We start from the raw sequence: 16,530 nt of genomic DNA, 5'->3' as shown, positions 1-16,530 counted from the left end.
CCCAGTGCTCTCCAGCCCCCGCGCTGGGGCCGTTCTTTTCCAGGGCCGCTAACCTGGTCGCAGGCGGGTTCAGTCCTGAGCAGCGGTCGTTGCGCCACCGCATTTTCGCCTAACAATGATGGGTATGTGAACGCAGGGCAGGGTTAAAAAGCCGGAGCCCTGTCATGTTGAGACTGGTATTTGTTGCGTCCGTACTCGTTGCCTTTTCTTCGACCGCATCCGAAGCACGTCCGCCCCGCATCGTTGGTCAAGCGCCGGGATGCAACGTCACCATGCCGTGCGACTTTTCGCCGACGCAACGCGTTGGTGTGAACGCATATGGCCGGGAATCGCAGAGCACAGAACGGCCGGCAATTCTGCCGCGCAATGCAAGGGCCGAAGCAAATAGCGGGCGTGGTCAAATCGTCGGCGGGCGCCCAGCCGGTTGCCCCCGCTCTTTCTGCGGCTGCGGCGCATCCATGCGGGTGTTCGGCCGTATCGTGCCCGGATTAAATCTTGCCTCAAACTGGCTGCGGTTTCCCCGGACGGCGCCAGCGCCGGGAATGGTCGCCGCGCGGCGCGGGCACGTCTTCGTCCTGGAGCAGCATGTCGGAGGTGATACGTGGATGGCGTATGATGCCAATTCGGGTGGCCATGCAACGAGAATCCATGCGCGCTCATTGCGAGGGTACATAGTCGTTAATCCGCGCGCGTAATCCAAAGACTCTTATGCCGGCACAATGACGTTTCGCGGGCAGTTGCCCGCGATGCTTCATTCAGATGTCCGTTCCGTCAAAAGCGGCAAACGCATTCCGGAAAATTGAACACTCTCCGAATGCGCTTGCAGGACTCTCAGCGGGTGATCTTGTGAACCAGCGACTCGATCGCAACGCGGAAAGCAATGGCGACCACGATGAGCGGCTGGTAGAGAGCGCCGCCCGAAGCGGCATCGAGTTCGTCGATCGTCAGTTCGTCGGCTTTTTTGTTCAGCTGTTCCATTTTAGTCCCTCCTGTTGCCGATGAAGGGACTATTCCCGCCATCCGTCAGGGCAGGAGTAGGCGCGGTGGATCCCGGTGGCTGTGATGACAGTCACAGCTGGAGTATTTGCGCCTGCCGACGACACACACCAGCACCTAGCTGACAAACACCACCCGCGTTTCCAGCGAAACCCGCCGGTACAAATCCTCGACGTCGTCATTGACGAGCCGGATGCATCCGGAGGCGACGAGATGGCCGATGGTTTTTGGCGAGTTGGTGCCGTGGATCAGCAGCCCGGGCTTGTCCAATAGCAGCGCGCGGGCGCCGAGCGGACTGCCGGGACGGCCGGCGGAAGCGGCCAACGCGTCGGCATCCCGGGCGTTTTGCGCGGACGAGCGCCAGTCCGGCCATTCGAGCTTGTTGGTGACACGGAAGAAGCTGCCGCCCTTGAGGCATTCCTGCGCAATGCCGATGCCGTAGCGGCGCGCGGAATTGTTGGAATCGATCAGATAGAGAAAGCGGTTTTCCCGGTCGATCACGATCGAGCCGGGAACCACGGTGGTGCGGTAGAACACCACTTGCCGCTGCAGCGCGTAGGGCAGGCCGTCTCCGGTGGAGCCGCCGTCCTCGCCGGGCTTCAGGTCGGCCATCACGATGTCCTCGCGCGCGCGTGCCGCTTTCGCTGGTGGCGGCGCAGTCACGCCGGTGGCGATGTTGGCCGGGCCTTTGGTCGCGACATATCCGTACATGAAGGCCGCCAAAGCGATGGCGAGTGCGAGCGCACCGGCGCCGAAGGCCCATGGCTTCCAGTTCGCGCCCTCCGACAACACTTCGTTGATTTGAGCGGCGTCGCGGCCTTCCTCGATGGCGACCTCATCCTCGATCCGCCGGATCGCGGCTTCAAGTGCTGCGACATTTGAGGCGGCGGCCTCGCGGGTGAGGTGGGACGACCTCGTAATGAGGTCATAGGCGTCCTTGTAGATCTTGTCGCGGCCGAGGGTGTCCTTGCCGGCAACGGCCTTGGTCAGCAATGCATAATAATCCACGGTCATGGCCTGACCCCTGAAGAACTATCTGACGGGAGGCGCGTATTGGATGCCGCCCTGGGTCCAGAGCGCATTCAGCCCGCGCGGAATGCTGAGTTTCGACTGCGTGCCGACGTTTCTCTCATAGATCTCGCCGTAATTGCCGACGGCACGCACGGCGCGCGCGGCCCAGTCATTGGCAATGCCCAGCTGCGCGCCGAACTCGCCCTCGGTACCGAGCAGGCGTTTTATGTTGGGATTGGCTGATTTCACCGCATCGTCGATGCCGGCCTGCTTGACGCCAAGCTCCTCGGCGTTGATCAATGAATAGAGCGTCCACTTGACCAGGTTGAACCATTGGTCGTCGCCTTGCCGCACCGCGGGTCCGAGCGGCTCCTTTGAAATGACTTCCGGGAGGATGATGTGGCTGTCGGGCGCAGAGAGTTTTAGACGCTCGGCGTAGAGCTGCGAGACGTCGCTGGTCAGCACGTCGCATTTGCGATCGTCATAGGCCTTGAGGCTTTCCTCGGCGGTGGCAAGCGCCAACACCTTGAGCGGCATGTCGTTGGCGCGGAAATAATCCGCCAGATTCAGTTCGGTCGTGGTGCCGGTCTGGGTGCACACGGTCTTGCCGCCGAGCTGTAGCGCGGTGTCGATCTTGGCATCCCGGCGCAGCAGGAAGCCCTGGCCGTCGTAATAGGCGACGCCGGCAAACATCAGGCCGAGCGAACTTTCCCGCGACATCGTCCAGGTCGAGTTGCGCGACAGCACGTCGATCGTCTTCGACTGCAGCGCGGAAAAGCGCGTGGCCGCATCGAGCGGCGTGAACGTCACTTTTGCAGGGTCGCCGAAGATCGCAGCGGCCACGGCGCGGCAGATATCGACGTCGAAGCCGCTCCAGGCGTTCTTGTCGTCCATACTGGAAAAGCCGAGCAGTCCCTGGCCGACGCCGCAATTCAGCGTGCCGCGCTCCTTGACGGCGTTCAGGGTCTGGGCCCGCGCCGGATCGCCGCTCGCAAACAGCAGGGTCAGCAACGCGATGACGGGAAAGATGATGGGTCGGTTCTTGGAGCCGGACATTTTTTCCCCGCGATCGGTGGCTGCAGCTTCTCTAAGTGGCGGCAAGTTCTTTGGCGGAATTGATGTTGGCAAGCTAACACAAGTGGAAGCGTTACCAATGTGTTTCCGGAATAGCTCGCTTGCGCGACGGGAACTGCGCGGACGACTGTCATCGTTCCTTGATGCGTTCCGGATCAGGCGGATGTCCGCACCACGGGAATAACGCTGGCGACGATAACGGTGCCAAGCCGGCTTGCGACTGCAAAACTTTCTCCGGCATCGATGCGCACCGCATGGCCGGCTGCTATCTCGCGGGCCTTGTCGTTGATCGACAGTTCGCAGGAATCTGTCGCGGCATAGACGATGTGAATGCCGGCCGGGCAGGTGTGGGTTGCGCCGCCCAGAAGGCAGCAGAGGTCAATCGCCACGCGTGACCGGTCGCCGATCAGATTGACGACTTCGACGGGTCCGGCTTCGAGCCGGCTGACAATACTGGTCTCGCCGGTAAACCGGACCGGCCTGAACGGTTGCCGGACGTCGATCTCTCCAACGGGTGTCCCGAGCACGAGCCCCTCGCCGGAAACCAGCACCAGCTGGCGGTCATAGCCGCTTAAATCCGAGAATGCGCCCGGCGTCACGATAGCGGTCCGGCTGAAACGCCAGATGATTCCTTCCCAACTGCCGGGCGCGAATCCAGGGAGCATGGATGCGGCGATATCGATCGTGACCCCGCCGCCGTTCTTCCAGGGCATATGCCGGAAGCTGGCGGGATCGAGCGCTGTTAGCTGAATCCTGCCGGCAGAAGATGTCATTGGATTCGCCCGAACGGTTGCTCAGCTATCGATCCGGATCTGATAGCGCTGGGCGATATCGGACAATTGGCCCCAGGTCGTGTCATCGATTTCGATGCCCTTGGCGATCCGCGCGGCTCGCGCCAGCCGCTCGGGCTCTCCGGCGACCAGCACCGGCAGGTCCGATTCCGCGGGCTTGGCGGACTTTACCCACGAAAGCATGTCGTCGATCTCGGCCATCATGCTGTCGCGCGTCGACAATCGCGCCGGATCGATCACGATGCTCAGCATGCCGTTGATGATGCCGCGCTCGGGCGGCGTCGATGTGGTGACGCTTGGCGAGCCGACAATGGCGCCGGCCAATAGTTCGCACACCAGCGCCAGGCCGGAGCCCTTGTGCTCGCCGAACGGCAGCACGACGCCGCGCGGGTCGGTGTACATGACGGAAGGGTCGGTGGTGGGTTGGCCCGCATGGTCGAGCAACGCGCCGTCGAGCATCGGCTTGCCGGCATTGTGCGCCACGCGCACTTTTCCGAGCGCCACGCGGCTGGTGGCGAAATCGAGCAGGATCGGCTCGTTGTTGTCGGTGCCGGGGATTGCGATGCAGACCGGGTTGGTCAGGAATCTTCCTTCGCGGCCGCGGAAGGGCGCAACGCCGGGCGAACCCGAAGCGACATTCACAAAATGCAGCGCCACCATGCCGGCGCGGGCGGCGATCTCGCCATAGGTGCCGACGCGGCCGATATGGTGCGCGTTGCGCAAGCCGTTGACGGCGACGCCATGTTTCCTGGCCGCCTCGATTGCCCATTCCACCGCCTGGCGCGCGACCACCTGGCCGTAGCCGGCGCGAGCATCCCACACCGAGATGGTGCCGGTGTCCGAGACGATCTCGGGCGTCTGGTTGATCTTCAGCGTGCCGGCGTCGAGGTCGCGCACATAGGCGACCAGCATGCCGACGCCATGGCTGTCATGGCCGCGCAGATTGGCCTCGACCAGATGCTCGGCAACGATGGCGGCTTCAGCCGGCGAACTGCCGCCGGCGGTGACGATGCGGTTTGTTAGCCCAAGCAGCTTCGAATGGTCGATGATCATGCTTCACTCCGTCGTGAGCCGGTCTACTCCGGCTTCTTCGTTAAATTCGCATGCGGGCGGCCGAAGTCGGGCGCCGCCGAATCCTGGCCGATTTCGACGATGCCGCGGCGGATGGCGCGGGTGCGGGTAAAATGCTCGAACAGCGCCTCACCGTCGTTGCGGCGGATCGCACGCGTGAGTTTCGACAGGTCCTCGTTGAAGGTGCCGAGCATTTCCAGCACCGCTTCCTTGTTGGCCAGGAACACGTCGCGCCACATGGTCGGGTCCGAGGCCGCGATGCGGGTGAAATCGCGAAAACCGCCGGCTGAGAACTTTATGACTTCCGACGACGTCACCTGCGCCAGTTCGTCGGCGGTGCCGACGATGGTGTAGGCGATCAGATGCGGCAGATGGCTGGTGATCGCGAGCACCAGGTCGTGATGATCCGGCGTCATGATCTCGACCTTGGCGCCGAGGCCGGCCCAGAACTCGCGCAGCTTTTCCACCGCGGAGGGATCGGTCCCTTCCGGCGGCGTGAGAATGCACCAGCGGTTGATGAAGAGTTCGGCGAAGCCGGAATCCGGACCGGAGTGCTCGGTGCCGGCGACGGGATGGGCCGGAACGAAGTGGACGCCCTGCGGGATATGCGGGCCCATGTCGCGCGCGATGGCGCCCTTGACCGAGCCGACGTCGGAGACGATGGCGCCCGGCTCGAGGAACGGCGCGATCTCCTCGGCGACCGGTCCGCAGGCGCCGACGGGGATGCAGAGGATCACGAGGTCGGCGCCCTTGACCGCTTCCGTGTTGGTTTCGAGCACGCGATCGACCACGCGCAATTCTTCCACCCGCGCGCGGGTCTTGGCCGAGCGCGCCGACGTGACGATCTCGCCGGCGAGGCCCTGCGCGCGAGCGGCGCGGGCGATCGAGCCGCCGATCAGGCCGAAGCCGATCAGCGCGACGCGTTTGAAGAGAGGTTCAGTGCTCACTTGATGCTCACTTGCCCGCCATAAAGTCTTTGAGGCCATCGACGACGAGGCGGTTGGCCTCTTCGGTGCCGATGGTCATGCGCAGCGAATGCGGCAGGCCGTAATTGTTCAGCGCCCGCAGCACCAGGCCGCGTTTTGTTAAGTAAGCGTCGGCGTCCGCCGAGGTCTTGCCCTTTTCCTGCGGGAAATGGATCAGCACAAAATTCGCCACGCTCGGCGTCACCTTGAGGCCGAGCTTGGAAATTTCTTCGGTCAGCCAGTTGCGCCATTGCTCCGTGAATGTCTTCGACATCTGGACATGCGCGGTGTCCTCGATCGCCGCTACCGCCGCCAGCATTGCCGGCGTCGAGACGTTGAAGGGGCCGCGAATGCGGTTGACGGCGTCGACGATGTTGGCCGGGCCGAACATCCAGCCGATCCGCAACGACGCCAGCCCGTGGATCTTGGAGAACGTATGCGTCACCACGGTGTTTTCCGTGGTCGCCACCAGCTCGATGCCGAGTTCGTAATCGTTGCGCGACACGTAGTCGGCATAGGCGGCGTCGAGCACCAGCAGCACATGGTCAGGCAGTCCGGCGCGGAGCCGTTTGACCTCGTCGAACGGAATGTAGGTTCCGGTCGGGTTGTTCGGATTGGCGAGCCACACCATCTTGGTGCGCGGCGTGACCAGCTTCAGGATCGCATCGACATCGGCGGTGAAATTGGTCTCAGCCGCGACGACATTTTTGGCGCCGTTCGCCATGGTCGCGATCGGGTACACCAGGAAGCCGTGCGCGGTCGAGATCGCCTCGTCGCCATGCTTGAGATAAGTGTGCGCAAGGAGGTTGAGAATTTCGTCCGAGCCGGCGCCGCAGATGATGCGGTTCGGATCGAGCCCGAAGGCGCGGCCGATCGCCTCGCGCAGCACCCGCGACGTGCCTTCTGGATAATCCTCCAGATGACCAGCCGCTTCCTTGTAGACCGCCATCGCCTTCGGCGACGGGCCGAACGGCGTCTCGTTGGCGGAGAGCTTGAACACCTTGCGGCCCGGCTCGGCCACCGGGCTCTTGCCGGGGGTGTAGGGTGCAATATCGAGAATGCCGGGGTTCGGCACGGGGCGGGACATCTTCTGGCTCCGGATCGTAGGGCGTCTGTTCAGGATTTGGCCGCCCCGTTCGGGGGCACCGTATAGCGTGTTGCGTGGCTGCCGACGAGGGCTGCGGAGCGCACCGACGCGCCGGCCTCGATCAGGGCGGTCTTGATCTTCTCCAGCCCGGTGCCTGATATCGACACCAGGAGCGCGGCGCCGTCGAAGGCGGTATCGGGGACAGCGACGATCTCGGCGAGCGGCGCCAGCGCGCGGGCGGTCTCGGCGTTCCAGCCGGAGACGCGCACGCTCCAGGTCTCGACTTCGATCACCATGGCGTTGTCGGCGACGCGCGAGACCAGGAACACCGGCAACGCCGCCGGATGGTCGGCGCGTTCGAGGAACGGCACCCGCGCGATGATCTTTGGCGCGCCGGCGGCTTCGAGTTCGATCCACCACGGCGTGCGGCTCGACGTCGCCGAGACCAGCGCCAGGTCGCCCTTCGATTTCGCCACCGCTTCGACCGCGGCCTGTGCGCTGAAATGCGCGACGTATGGCACCACGAAGCCGAAATGAAACCGCGCCGAATCCCGCATAGCGGATTCGCCGACCGAGACGTCCGCATGCACCGAGAACGGCGCCTGGACGTAGGTGAAGGTCGAGATGATGACGCGCCAGATGCTCTCGATGGTGTCGATCGGGAGGATGCCGCGGTGCCGCTCCACCAGCCGCCGCATCATGTCGGCCTCGCGCGCCGGGCGGAACGCGGAGCCGACTTCCTGGGTCTCCTTCACCTGGATCAGGCGATCGATGATGTCGCCGCGCGCCATCAACAAGCGGTGAACCTGCTCGTCGATGCTGTCGATCTCTTTGCGCAGCACCGCGAGGGAGGGCGGGGCGGGGGGTGCCTTCGAGGGTCCCTTGGACATGTTCTAGCCTTTAGCGCCGGGGGCCGAAATCACCGGCAAATACAAGGGCATTGATTAGGAAAGACGGCCGCCGAAAGCAAAGAGAAACATCGGCAATGATGGGGCGCCCGGCCGGTTAACCATGGCCCGCCTTGACGAAAAGCTCCCTTCGGACTAGCTTTAGCCCATTCCGTGGTCATTTGAGCCGGCCGGCTTGCAGCCACGTTAAACAACTCGCTAAACAGGCCGGGGACAGAAGTGATCCCGGTCGAACCTTTGTTCAGGCCGGGTTTTTTTTTGTGGCCTGATTTCTGTCCGGGAGGACCTCAGCTTTCGAGGTCGGTGGCCGAGATGACAAACGTTCAGTCGATACCAAGCCCCTCGATCCCAAGCCCTTCGATTCATGGCGAGGATCGGGCCCATGAGGCGGATCATCCGACCTCGCAGGTCGCGAAGTTCGGCGCCGACCAGCCGCTCAAGCTCGATTGCGGCGTCGATCTGGCGCCGTTCCAGATCGCCTACCAGACCTATGGCGAGCTGAACGCGGACCGCTCGAACGCCATCCTGGTTTGCCATGCGCTGACCGGCGATCAGCATGTCAACAATGCGCACCCCGTCACCGGCAAGCATGGCTGGTGGGACACCATGGTCGGCCCCGGCAAGCCGCTCGACACCAACCTCTACTTCATCATCTGCAGCAACGTGATCGGCGGCTGCATGGGCTCGACCGGGCCGGCCTCGACCAACCCGGCGTCAGGCAAATTGTGGGGCCTCGATTTTCCCATCATCACCCTTCCCGACATGGTGCGCGCGCAGACCATGCTGATCGATCGTCTCGGCATCGAGACGCTGTTCTGCGTGGTCGGCGGCTCGATGGGCGGCATGCAGGCGCTGCAATGGACCGCGGCGTATCCGGCGCGCGTGTTCTCGACGCTGGCGATCGCATGTTCGACACGCCACTCGGCGCAGAACATCGCATTCCATGAGCTTGGCCGACAGGCCGTGATGGCCGATCCGGATTGGCGCGGCGGCCGCTATTTTGAGCATGACACGCATCCGCATCGCGGCCTCGGTGTCGCGCGGATGGCCGCGCATATCACCTATCTCTCCGACGCCGCCTTGCACCGCAAGTTCGGCCGGCGGATGCAGGACCGCGAGCTGCCGACGTTTTCGTTCGACGCCGATTTCCAGGTCGAAAGCTATCTGCGCTACCAGGGCTCGTCGTTCGTCGAGCGGTTCGACGCCAACTCCTATCTCTATCTGACGCGCGCGATGGATTATTTCGACATCGCCGCCGACCATGATGGCGTGCTGGCCAAAGCGTTCAACGGCATCAAGACCCGCTTCTGCGTGGTGTCGTTCACCTCGGACTGGCTGTTCCCGACCGCGGAATCGCGCGCGCTGGTGCATGCGCTGAACGCGTCGAGCGCGCGGGTGTCGTTCGCCGAAATCGAAACCGATCGCGGCCACGACGCCTTCCTGCTCGACGTGCCCGAATTCTTCGACATTTCCCGCGCCTTCCTGCAATCCGCAGGCACCGCGCGGGGCCTGCAAAAGACCGGTGGTTGATATGTCGATGTCGTCTCAACAGACTTTGCCGCTCACCGGCGTGGAGCCGCATCGCACCGAAAATCTGCGCAGCGATCATCTGTTGGTCGCCGAGATGGTGCAGAGCGGTTCAAAGGTGCTCGATGTCGGCTGCGGCGACGGCGAACTGCTGCAACTGCTGGAAAGCCGCGGCATCGACGGCCGCGGCATCGAGCTGTCGCGCGAGGGCGTCAACCGCTGCGTCGCGAAGGGCCTTGCGGTGGTGCAGGGCGACGCCGACACCGACCTCGTCAACTATCCCGACGACGCCTTCGACTACGTGATCCTGTCGCAGACGCTGCAGGCGACGCGGCAGCCGAAAGTGGTGCTGGAAAACCTGCTGCGGATCGGCCATCGCGCCATCGTCTCGTTCCCGAATTTCGGGTTCTGGCGGATGCGGCTGCAATTATTGGTCGGCGGCCACATGCCGCGCACCGAAAATTTGCCGGCTACCTGGTACGACACGCCGAACATCCATTTCTGCACCATCAAGGATTTCGTGCAGCTCTGCGACGAGATCAACGTCAAGATGGAGCGCGCGGTCGCGCTCGATCTCTACGGCCGCCCGCTGCGGCTCAACCTGCCGTGGTGGTTCTGGAACATGTTCGGCGAGCAGGGCGTGTTTTTGCTGAGCCGGGGCGAGAAGTAGCAACCGCCGTCATTCCCTGATGCGCAATAGCGCATCGGGGAATCCGCAAACCTCGAACTTTTGATCCGGCAGCCACTTCAATTCGTAGTGGTCTTGAAGCCGCGCATGGACACGAGCTTTTCCTCACGAAATCGGAGAATGAGCCAAGCGGTCTCATCGAAACCGTTTGCGAGCTTTCCGGCGTGAGAATACACCATCTGAGCAGCTTCCGACTTCGACGGCGGTCCCAGCGCCGTGACTACCTCCGAACGCGACATACCTAAATGCAGCTTGCCGTCGAAGACGACGGGCGCGAACTTTTCCGGGATGATGGCGCAACCGGTCGCGGTCTCGGTGTCTTTCTCGGTGAGCTCTTCAACGATCTCTGTGACGCGATGGTCCGGGCCGCCCATCTCTCCGTGGGACACGACCCATAACCGATGCTGCGCGCGCCTGTAACACAGCCAATAGATGCTACCTCCAGCGTGGCCCTGGTGTTGAATGGTCCCTTCGCCCACGGCTTTGCGGACCGCGCCGAGCGGCGTCTCCTCGAAGCGGCCGGCGAATGCGCCTAGCGAAAAGCGGGTCGCCAATCTCTTCACGACCGTCGGCGGCACGCGCTCGAACACATGTTCGCTGACTGGCGGCGGCGGTGTCTGCGCGGAGCAGTCGCCCGCGGGGATCGCGAAAAGGAGAAGCAGCAAGAAGAGCGTCTTTCGACCATCAACTCCGAATTGCCTTACATTGAAGATTGAGCGCATTTTTCGCCTCAGCAGGTCGCGCCCAGCCGTCGAGAGTGCGGGTGTCAGTTTCTGGGTATCGGACACGTCAGTCTATCTCCTGCGATGAAGAACGGCGCAATGTATCAGAGCTGGCGTGTGCCTTCGTTCAACTCGCGTCAATCAGGCTGTGGCTGCGCCTGAATGAGTCCGCGTCCTAGCCCATCGAACGCGGATCTCGCACCGGCCATCTCCCGGCCTCCACCAGCGCGATGAACCGCTCGACCATTTCATTGAACAGCGCCGGCTCCTCCAGATTGAGCACGTGGCCTGATTTGGGGAAGAACGTCAGCCCCGACGCAGGCATATGTCGCTTCAGGAACAGGCTAGGTTCGATGCAATTGTCATCCTCGTCGCCGCAGATGATCAGCGCCGGCGTCGGCACTTTGCGGATCGCGTCCGTCAGCGTGTAGATCGAGGGCCGGCCGCCCTGAAAACTGCGCATGGTGTTGGCCGAGCCTGTGGCGCTGTGGCGCGCCAGTGCGGCGTAGAAATCGGCGTGGCCGCGCGGGTCCTTCAACAGGAACGGAATCCGGCTCGGCGCCTCGCGCGTCGCCTTGGCGACTTCCACCGATCCGATCGCCTCATATTGCTCGGCGTTGCCGCGGCATTGCGCCCGGAAGGCTTCGAGGGTTTCGAGCGGAGAGCCCGAGCCGACGCCGGCCAGCGTCATCGACATCGCGCGCTCCGGGGCGTTGAGGCCGATCTGCAGCGACGAATAGGCGCCCATCGAGAGGCCGACGAAATGCGCCTTGGCGATCCCGAGATGATCGAGCACGTCGAGCGCGTCGGTGTAGAAATGCTTGTAGGTGTAGACGTCCGATGTCGGCGGCACGTCGGAAGGCGTATAGCCCCGTGCCGAATAGGCGATGCAGCGGTGGCCGCGCGAGAAGTAGCGCATCTGCGGCTCCCAATTGGTGTGGTCGGCCGCGAATTCATGCAGGAAGATGATCGGTGTCCCCGTGCCCGCTTCTTCGAAATACAGGCGGACATTATCGCTGGTGACGGCATAGGGCATTGAGGGTTCCTCTTGGTTTTGGCGCGTTCTCCGGCCCCGAAAATTGCAGTTAATGCTCTGGGCCGCAATGCGGCAGGCAGGTTTGTTTTTGGCCACAAAATGATCGCGGAATCACCCCGGAATCGTTGCCGCACCGCCGCATGAAATCTTCCTCTCGCCACAGCCAAAAATTCAAACCCCTCGCCGCGTTCGTTTGTCTACGAACGCTGCAGGATTGTGCTGTGTTACAGAGGATCAAAGATGCTTCAGTTGTTTGCGTTTCGCCGGTCGCTCCGTGTCCTTGCGCTGGCGTTGTGTTCGGTCTCCATCGCCGTCATGGCCACGCCGGCCTCCGCGCGGCCCCACCATGGCGCAGGGCGCCACGTCCGCGGCTACCACGCCGGGCACCATGCACGGCATTACGCCCGCCACCATCACCGCAAGATCGCGCGCCTGTCGCGCTGGGAGCGCAACGTCGCGAAGATGCAGGCCGGCGGCTTTGCCGATGCCAACGCCAACGCCGATATCAACGTCACCTTCACCGATCATAATTCGACCCTGACGCCGCCCGGCGGCGTGATGGCGCCGGTAGGCTTTGGTTCCTCCAACGTCGTCACCGAGGCGCGCCGGTATCTTGGCGGCAACCCGACCGGGCGCGGCAGCCTCTGGTGCGCCCGCTTCATGAACATGGTGCTGCAGCATACCGGCTATCGCGGCACCGGCTCGGACATGGCGAAATCGTTCGCCAGCTACGGCCAGCGCGTTTCCGGCCCGCAGGTCGGTGCCATCGCTGTGATGACAAGGGGCCGCGGCGGCGGCCATGTCGGAATCATCACCGGCATCGACGCCAAGGGCAACCCGATCATGATCTCCGGCAACAACGGCAACCGCGTCCGGGAAGCGCCGGTCTCGCGCGGCCGGATCTACGCCTACGTGATGCCGACGAGCTGAAATCGTCATTGGGAACGAACCGCCGGATGGGCACAGGCGCGTTGGCGCCGTGCCCATCATGGCTTCGCCGAAGCAAGCCGGCGGGCCGCCTCGGGCCTCGCTGAGCGGCCCGCCGGGCCTGGCCCGCTTGCCGCCGCCGGGCGCGCGGGTATATTGGCCCGATGGCTGTCAGCTCCTCAGATCTGAAAGCGTTCCTGCTCGCCACGCCTTTCTTCGGTGGCCTTTCAGACGCAAGCCTCGATCTCCTGATCTCAATGCTGGCCGAGCGCCGCTTCGACGCCGGCGCCACGGTCGTCGCGGAAGGCGAGGCGGGTCGCTCGATGTTCATCGTTCACACCGGCCAGCTGGTGGTGAGCAAGCTGCTGGAGTCCGGGCGCGTCCTACGCATGACGGGTCTCGAGCCCGGGGACTTTTTCGGCGAGATGACGCTGATCGAAATGCAGAACCGGTCAGCCACCGTCGTCGCGGAGAGCCCCACCGTGCTGTACGAACTCACGGCCCGGCAACTCTATGCGTGCTACAAGGCCGACATCCACGCCTATGTGATCGTGATGCAGAATATCAACCGCGAGCTTTGCCGGCGACTCCGCCGCGCCGACAAACGCATTGCCGAGTTGCAGATGCTTCGCACGGGTGAATGACACGGCCGGGTGTGCATCATGTGGGCTGAGCTGGCTACAGGGCGCAAGATCTAGCTCCGCCGGGCAATCAGATCCTTCCACTTGATCCCGATGGCAAATCGGAACCTTCGGCCGCGCATTGCAGCCGCATTGGTTTCACTGAATGGCCACATCGGAATCAGATCCCAACCAAACTTTTTGGATAGGTGTCCTGCCAGTCAAACTGAAAAGGAGTGAGCATGCGCATCGTTACGGCATCCGTCATCATTGCCGCCCTCTCTCTGGGCGCGCCAGCTTTCGTGCAGGCACAGGGAAGCCCCTCGCAATCTCAACCAGGCCCCTCGCAATCCGAGGCGCAGCCTTCGCAGTCCAGCACCGTCATCCGGAGTATCCAGGTCGTCGACGTCAAGGATCTGCAGCCGGCGGTACGTTCGAAGGTCGATGAACTCGTGGCTCAAACCCGCGAGGAAGACATTCAGTCGCTTCGGAAGTCCATCGACGCGACGCCGGAAGCGGCATCCGTGCTCAAGGCCAAAGGCCTGACTTCGTCACAAGTCGTGGCCATCAACATCGCCGACGGCGTTCTCACGATGTTTGCCAAGACCGCCTGAACGGCCGCGAAAAAACGGCTGGAACATGGGAACGATCCTTCTCCGGCCACGTTGATTGTTCGAGTGATACAACGAAGGAGAAATCCACCGGAAATATCATCTCAAAAGCCCCGTCAGCTACACCTGTAGCTGGCGGGGTTTTGGTTAGAGCGTTTTCGAGCGAAGTGGACACCGGTTCGCGTGAAGAAAACGCGTCAAAACAAGAGTCTAGAGCTTCGGTTCTGATTCAATCAGAACCGAAGCTCTAGGAGGCCCCGATGTATGCGCTGTTCGAAGGCGACAAGCAGATCGGAAGTGCCTTCCCTACCGAGAAAGAGGTCTGGGAAGCAGCCCTGATAGAGGGGCTAGTTATGGACGTTCCGGTTGCGGATGAGGAAGGCGGCCAGGTGATTCCCAGCGGTTATCACGTCGCCAGGGTCGAAGAGCCCTGCGACCCGCGGCCCGATTGGAAACTTCCGCGCGAGATTTCCTGACGCCGGCGCTATGCGAAATCCGCCAGGTTTTACGCAATCCAGTAGATTGCCATTCCAATAGCCACGAGGGCCATAACGCCAGCGGTCAGCATCCCGTAGTTCCGCTCTCCCTCGGTCGGCAGCGCTTCTCTCACCGAGTCCTCATGAATCAGGTCGTGTTTCATAACGCACCTCCAGGGTACAAAACCGAAAGCACGAGTCGCTCCGGCCCTCGAAGCGGGCTGGCCGAAAACTCCCACCCACCCGATGGCTCAGGCGGTTCACGTCACCAGATCGACGAACACATTGAGGATCGACACGATCAGCCCGGCTGAAGCAACCGCCGTGCCGAGGTCAACGACCTCGATGAGCGCCTGCCGCTGTTCGTCGTCCAACAGTGAGAAGACTTTGCGCATGATGTCCTCCACCCCAAGCAAACGTTCTGAGTGGCCGCCGGTTCCATTTGGGAGCGCTATGCCCGCGAACGGGCAGACTGGCGCGACAAACTGGCACGACGGGCAAATCACTTCTGATTTATCGAAATCGTGTCAAGCTCCGGCTGAAAAATATTTCTGTTTACCAGAATGAAAATCAGGTGCATATCATTGCCCATCCCGTCCTCCTCAGAAGGGCGTCGGCCGTCGTCACGGACGTTGGACGGGTTGCGGTGGACGCTGGTTTGCGCCTCGACGATGGCGTGGATGAGCGTACGGCAAAACCGTGTGGTCCTGGCACCCGTTGCAGGCGTCAAGCTGTCGGGTGGGCGAGAGCCGAACGGCAGCGACGGAGTCAACCAAGAACTCGTCTCCGGGGAGAGCACGGCATAAGCCGTAAAGCCATTGCGCAGGGAAGGCCGGGTGTTCTCCGCTGCCCTGTATGCTCGTGTGCACTTTGTTTTGTGCAAACCGCACGCGAGACCGCGGGTGCAGCGCGCACCCGGTCTTCCCTGCGCCCTCATTTTCGGGGGCAAGGAGATTTCTGGCAAGGCTCGGGCGCAATGCGTCGCGAGAACGTCGAGGTGTGTGTCGCACCCACAATCGTCGTCCCCGCCGAGTGCGCAATTGCGCACGGGGGCGGGGACCCAGTATTCCAGAGACCGTAATGATTGAACCGAGAAGCCGCGGCGTACTGGGTCCCCCGCTTTCGCGGAGGACGACAGCGGAAATCGCCGCTTCATCCCAAGCTACCTCACAACAATTCCGGCTGTTCCGCCATGATGGCATCGCCGACGGCGATGCTGCCGCCCGCCGTCACCTCGGCATAGATGCCGCAATCGCCGTGACCGAGCCTGCGCTGCAGCGCCTGCGGGATGGCCAGATCGCGCTCCGCGGTATCAGGATCGACGTTGACAGCGGCGCAGCGGACGATCCGCTTCACCACCTTGAGCCTGACATCGCCGATCGCGATGGTGCGGTCGAGCAGGTCGAACTCGTGCCAGGCCGGCCAGCCCTCGACATAGAGGTTGGCGCGGAAGCGCAGGGGGTGGACGGGGTGGTCGACCATGTTCTCGATGGCGCGCAGGCTCGCCAGGTTGATGATCGAGACCACCTTGCGGGCGACGTCGGAGAAACTGTGGCCCGGGCTGGTCAGCACCTTCGGCGGCCCCTTGATCTGGCCGGCATAGCTGGTGGCGAAGAACGCCTCGATGGCGGCTCGGCCCTCGGCGGTTTCGAGGTTGCCCTGGGCAGCCACCACGCCGTTGTGCCGGATGGTCAGCACGTGGCTGGCATCGTCGAAATGGGTCTGCAGCGCCGCCAGCCAGCCGTCCCGCTGCAGCATCAGGAAATGCGGTTTTGGCAGCCATTTCGGCTCGGCCGGATCGAAGCCGGAGGGGCCGTTTTCGATGGCGTAGCGGCGGTCGGCCAGCAGGGTCTCGCCGGGGGTCAGGACCGCACGCGGCAGCGGCTCAGGGGTCAGGCCCTTGACGGGATAGCGGTAGATACCGGTGATCTCAGGGGGTTTTGACGAGGTCATCCGGCCTTTTAAGAGATTCTTTTGCAGCCTGCCACTACGCTGAAATTGCAAAATCGGCCTCTTCCGT

At 63.0% G+C, this 16,530-nt stretch carries 20 protein-coding genes and 1 riboswitch; of the genes, 7 read left to right on the top strand and 13 right to left on the bottom strand.

Annotated features, from left to right (window positions below; all coding sequences use genetic code 11):
- The first annotated feature begins 164 nt into the window (after window positions 1-164).
- Window positions 165-695, top strand: coding sequence for a hypothetical protein (locus JQ641_RS38820; RefSeq protein ID WP_502754921.1), 531 nt, complete (start codon window positions 165-167; stop codon window positions 693-695).
- 136 nt (window positions 696-831) lie between these two features.
- On the opposite strand, the gene JQ641_RS01785 is transcribed toward JQ641_RS38820, so the two are convergent.
- The 8 genes from JQ641_RS01785 to JQ641_RS01750 all read right to left on the bottom strand — a co-directional run bounded on the left by JQ641_RS01785 (window position 832) and on the right by JQ641_RS01750 (window position 7,885).
- Window positions 832-978, bottom strand: coding sequence for a hypothetical protein (locus JQ641_RS01785; RefSeq protein ID WP_211994122.1), 147 nt, complete (start codon window positions 976-978; stop codon window positions 832-834).
- A 135-nt stretch (window positions 979-1,113) separates the two neighbouring features.
- Window positions 1,114-2,010 (bottom strand): L,D-transpeptidase, encoded by an 897-nt coding sequence (locus JQ641_RS01780; protein WP_211994121.1) that lies wholly within the window; start codon window positions 2,008-2,010, stop codon window positions 1,114-1,116.
- An 18-nt stretch (window positions 2,011-2,028) separates the two neighbouring features.
- Entirely contained in the window at window positions 2,029-3,063 is a 1,035-nt protein-coding gene (locus JQ641_RS01775; RefSeq protein WP_211994120.1) for an amino acid ABC transporter substrate-binding protein, read from the bottom strand.
- Between the two features lie 173 nt (window positions 3,064-3,236).
- Window positions 3,237-3,854, bottom strand: a complete 618-nt coding sequence (locus tag JQ641_RS01770; protein ID WP_211994119.1) for a HutD/Ves family protein — start codon at window positions 3,852-3,854, stop codon at window positions 3,237-3,239.
- Window positions 3,855-3,875: 21 nt separating this feature from the next.
- Window positions 3,876-4,925: a malate/lactate/ureidoglycolate dehydrogenase gene (locus JQ641_RS01765; RefSeq protein WP_211994118.1), complete on the bottom strand. Its 1,050-nt coding sequence runs from the start codon at window positions 4,923-4,925 to the stop codon at window positions 3,876-3,878.
- A 23-nt stretch (window positions 4,926-4,948) separates the two neighbouring features.
- Window positions 4,949-5,890, bottom strand: a complete 942-nt coding sequence (locus JQ641_RS01760; protein WP_211994117.1) for a prephenate/arogenate dehydrogenase family protein — start codon at window positions 5,888-5,890, stop codon at window positions 4,949-4,951.
- Between the two features lie 7 nt (window positions 5,891-5,897).
- Window positions 5,898-6,995: a histidinol-phosphate transaminase gene (gene hisC / locus JQ641_RS01755; protein ID WP_211994116.1), complete on the bottom strand. Its 1,098-nt coding sequence runs from the start codon at window positions 6,993-6,995 to the stop codon at window positions 5,898-5,900.
- Between the two features lie 29 nt (window positions 6,996-7,024).
- Window positions 7,025-7,885, bottom strand: coding sequence for a chorismate mutase (locus JQ641_RS01750; RefSeq protein WP_211994115.1), 861 nt, complete (start codon window positions 7,883-7,885; stop codon window positions 7,025-7,027).
- Window positions 7,886-8,046: 161 nt separating this feature from the next.
- A riboswitch (SAM riboswitch) is annotated at window positions 8,047-8,126 on the top strand.
- 89 nt (window positions 8,127-8,215) lie between these two features.
- Between JQ641_RS01750 and metX the strand changes: the two genes are divergently transcribed.
- Window positions 8,216-9,433 (top strand): homoserine O-acetyltransferase MetX, encoded by a 1,218-nt coding sequence (gene metX, locus JQ641_RS01745; RefSeq protein ID WP_211994114.1) that lies wholly within the window; start codon window positions 8,216-8,218, stop codon window positions 9,431-9,433.
- Window positions 9,434-9,440: 7 nt separating this feature from the next.
- Window positions 9,441-10,100, top strand: a complete 660-nt coding sequence (gene metW / locus JQ641_RS01740) for a methionine biosynthesis protein MetW (protein ID WP_211994113.1) — start codon at window positions 9,441-9,443, stop codon at window positions 10,098-10,100.
- A 77-nt stretch (window positions 10,101-10,177) separates the two neighbouring features.
- On the opposite strand, the gene JQ641_RS01735 is transcribed toward metW, so the two are convergent.
- Both JQ641_RS01735 and JQ641_RS01730 read right to left on the bottom strand, forming a co-directional pair.
- Window positions 10,178-10,906, bottom strand: coding sequence for a hypothetical protein (locus tag JQ641_RS01735; RefSeq protein ID WP_211994112.1), 729 nt, complete (start codon window positions 10,904-10,906; stop codon window positions 10,178-10,180).
- A 109-nt stretch (window positions 10,907-11,015) separates the two neighbouring features.
- Complete coding sequence (locus tag JQ641_RS01730) at window positions 11,016-11,876, bottom strand: alpha/beta fold hydrolase (RefSeq protein ID WP_211994111.1); 861 nt, start codon at window positions 11,874-11,876, stop codon at window positions 11,016-11,018.
- Between the two features lie 240 nt (window positions 11,877-12,116).
- Here JQ641_RS01730 and JQ641_RS01725 point away from each other — a divergent pair, with 240 nt between their 5' ends.
- From JQ641_RS01725 to JQ641_RS01710, 4 genes are all read left to right on the top strand, one after another.
- Window positions 12,117-12,806, top strand: coding sequence for a TIGR02594 family protein (locus JQ641_RS01725; RefSeq protein WP_211994110.1), 690 nt, complete (start codon window positions 12,117-12,119; stop codon window positions 12,804-12,806).
- Between the two features lie 161 nt (window positions 12,807-12,967).
- Entirely contained in the window at window positions 12,968-13,447 is a 480-nt protein-coding gene (locus JQ641_RS01720; RefSeq protein WP_211994109.1) for a Crp/Fnr family transcriptional regulator, read from the top strand.
- A gap of 218 nt (window positions 13,448-13,665) precedes the next feature.
- Entirely contained in the window at window positions 13,666-14,037 is a 372-nt protein-coding gene (locus tag JQ641_RS01715) for a hypothetical protein (RefSeq protein ID WP_211994108.1), read from the top strand.
- Window positions 14,038-14,294: 257 nt separating this feature from the next.
- Window positions 14,295-14,510 carry a hypothetical protein gene (locus tag JQ641_RS01710; RefSeq protein ID WP_192738278.1) on the top strand — a complete coding sequence of 72 codons (216 nt, stop codon included), beginning with the start codon at window positions 14,295-14,297 and terminating at the stop codon, window positions 14,508-14,510.
- Window positions 14,511-14,539: 29 nt separating this feature from the next.
- Here the strand turns inward: JQ641_RS01710 and JQ641_RS38380 are convergent, their stop codons facing one another.
- The 3 genes from JQ641_RS38380 to JQ641_RS01705 all read right to left on the bottom strand — a co-directional run bounded on the left by JQ641_RS38380 (window position 14,540) and on the right by JQ641_RS01705 (window position 16,463).
- Complete coding sequence (locus JQ641_RS38380) at window positions 14,540-14,674, bottom strand: hypothetical protein (RefSeq protein ID WP_283815151.1); 135 nt, start codon at window positions 14,672-14,674, stop codon at window positions 14,540-14,542.
- Between the two features lie 96 nt (window positions 14,675-14,770).
- Entirely contained in the window at window positions 14,771-14,905 is a 135-nt protein-coding gene (locus JQ641_RS38375; RefSeq protein ID WP_283813689.1) for a hypothetical protein, read from the bottom strand.
- A gap of 772 nt (window positions 14,906-15,677) precedes the next feature.
- A complete protein-coding gene (locus tag JQ641_RS01705) occupies window positions 15,678-16,463 on the bottom strand; it encodes an MOSC domain-containing protein (RefSeq protein WP_211994107.1) in 786 nt (261 codons plus the stop codon).
- Window positions 16,464-16,530 lie beyond the last annotated feature (67 nt).

Origin of the sequence: Bradyrhizobium sp. JYMT SZCCT0180 (assembly GCF_018130165.1) — a bacterium.
Lineage (GTDB): Bacteria > Pseudomonadota > Alphaproteobacteria > Rhizobiales > Xanthobacteraceae > Bradyrhizobium.
The sequence above is the reverse complement of the archived record's forward strand: the minus strand, read 5'-3'. Positions and strand labels throughout refer to the sequence as shown.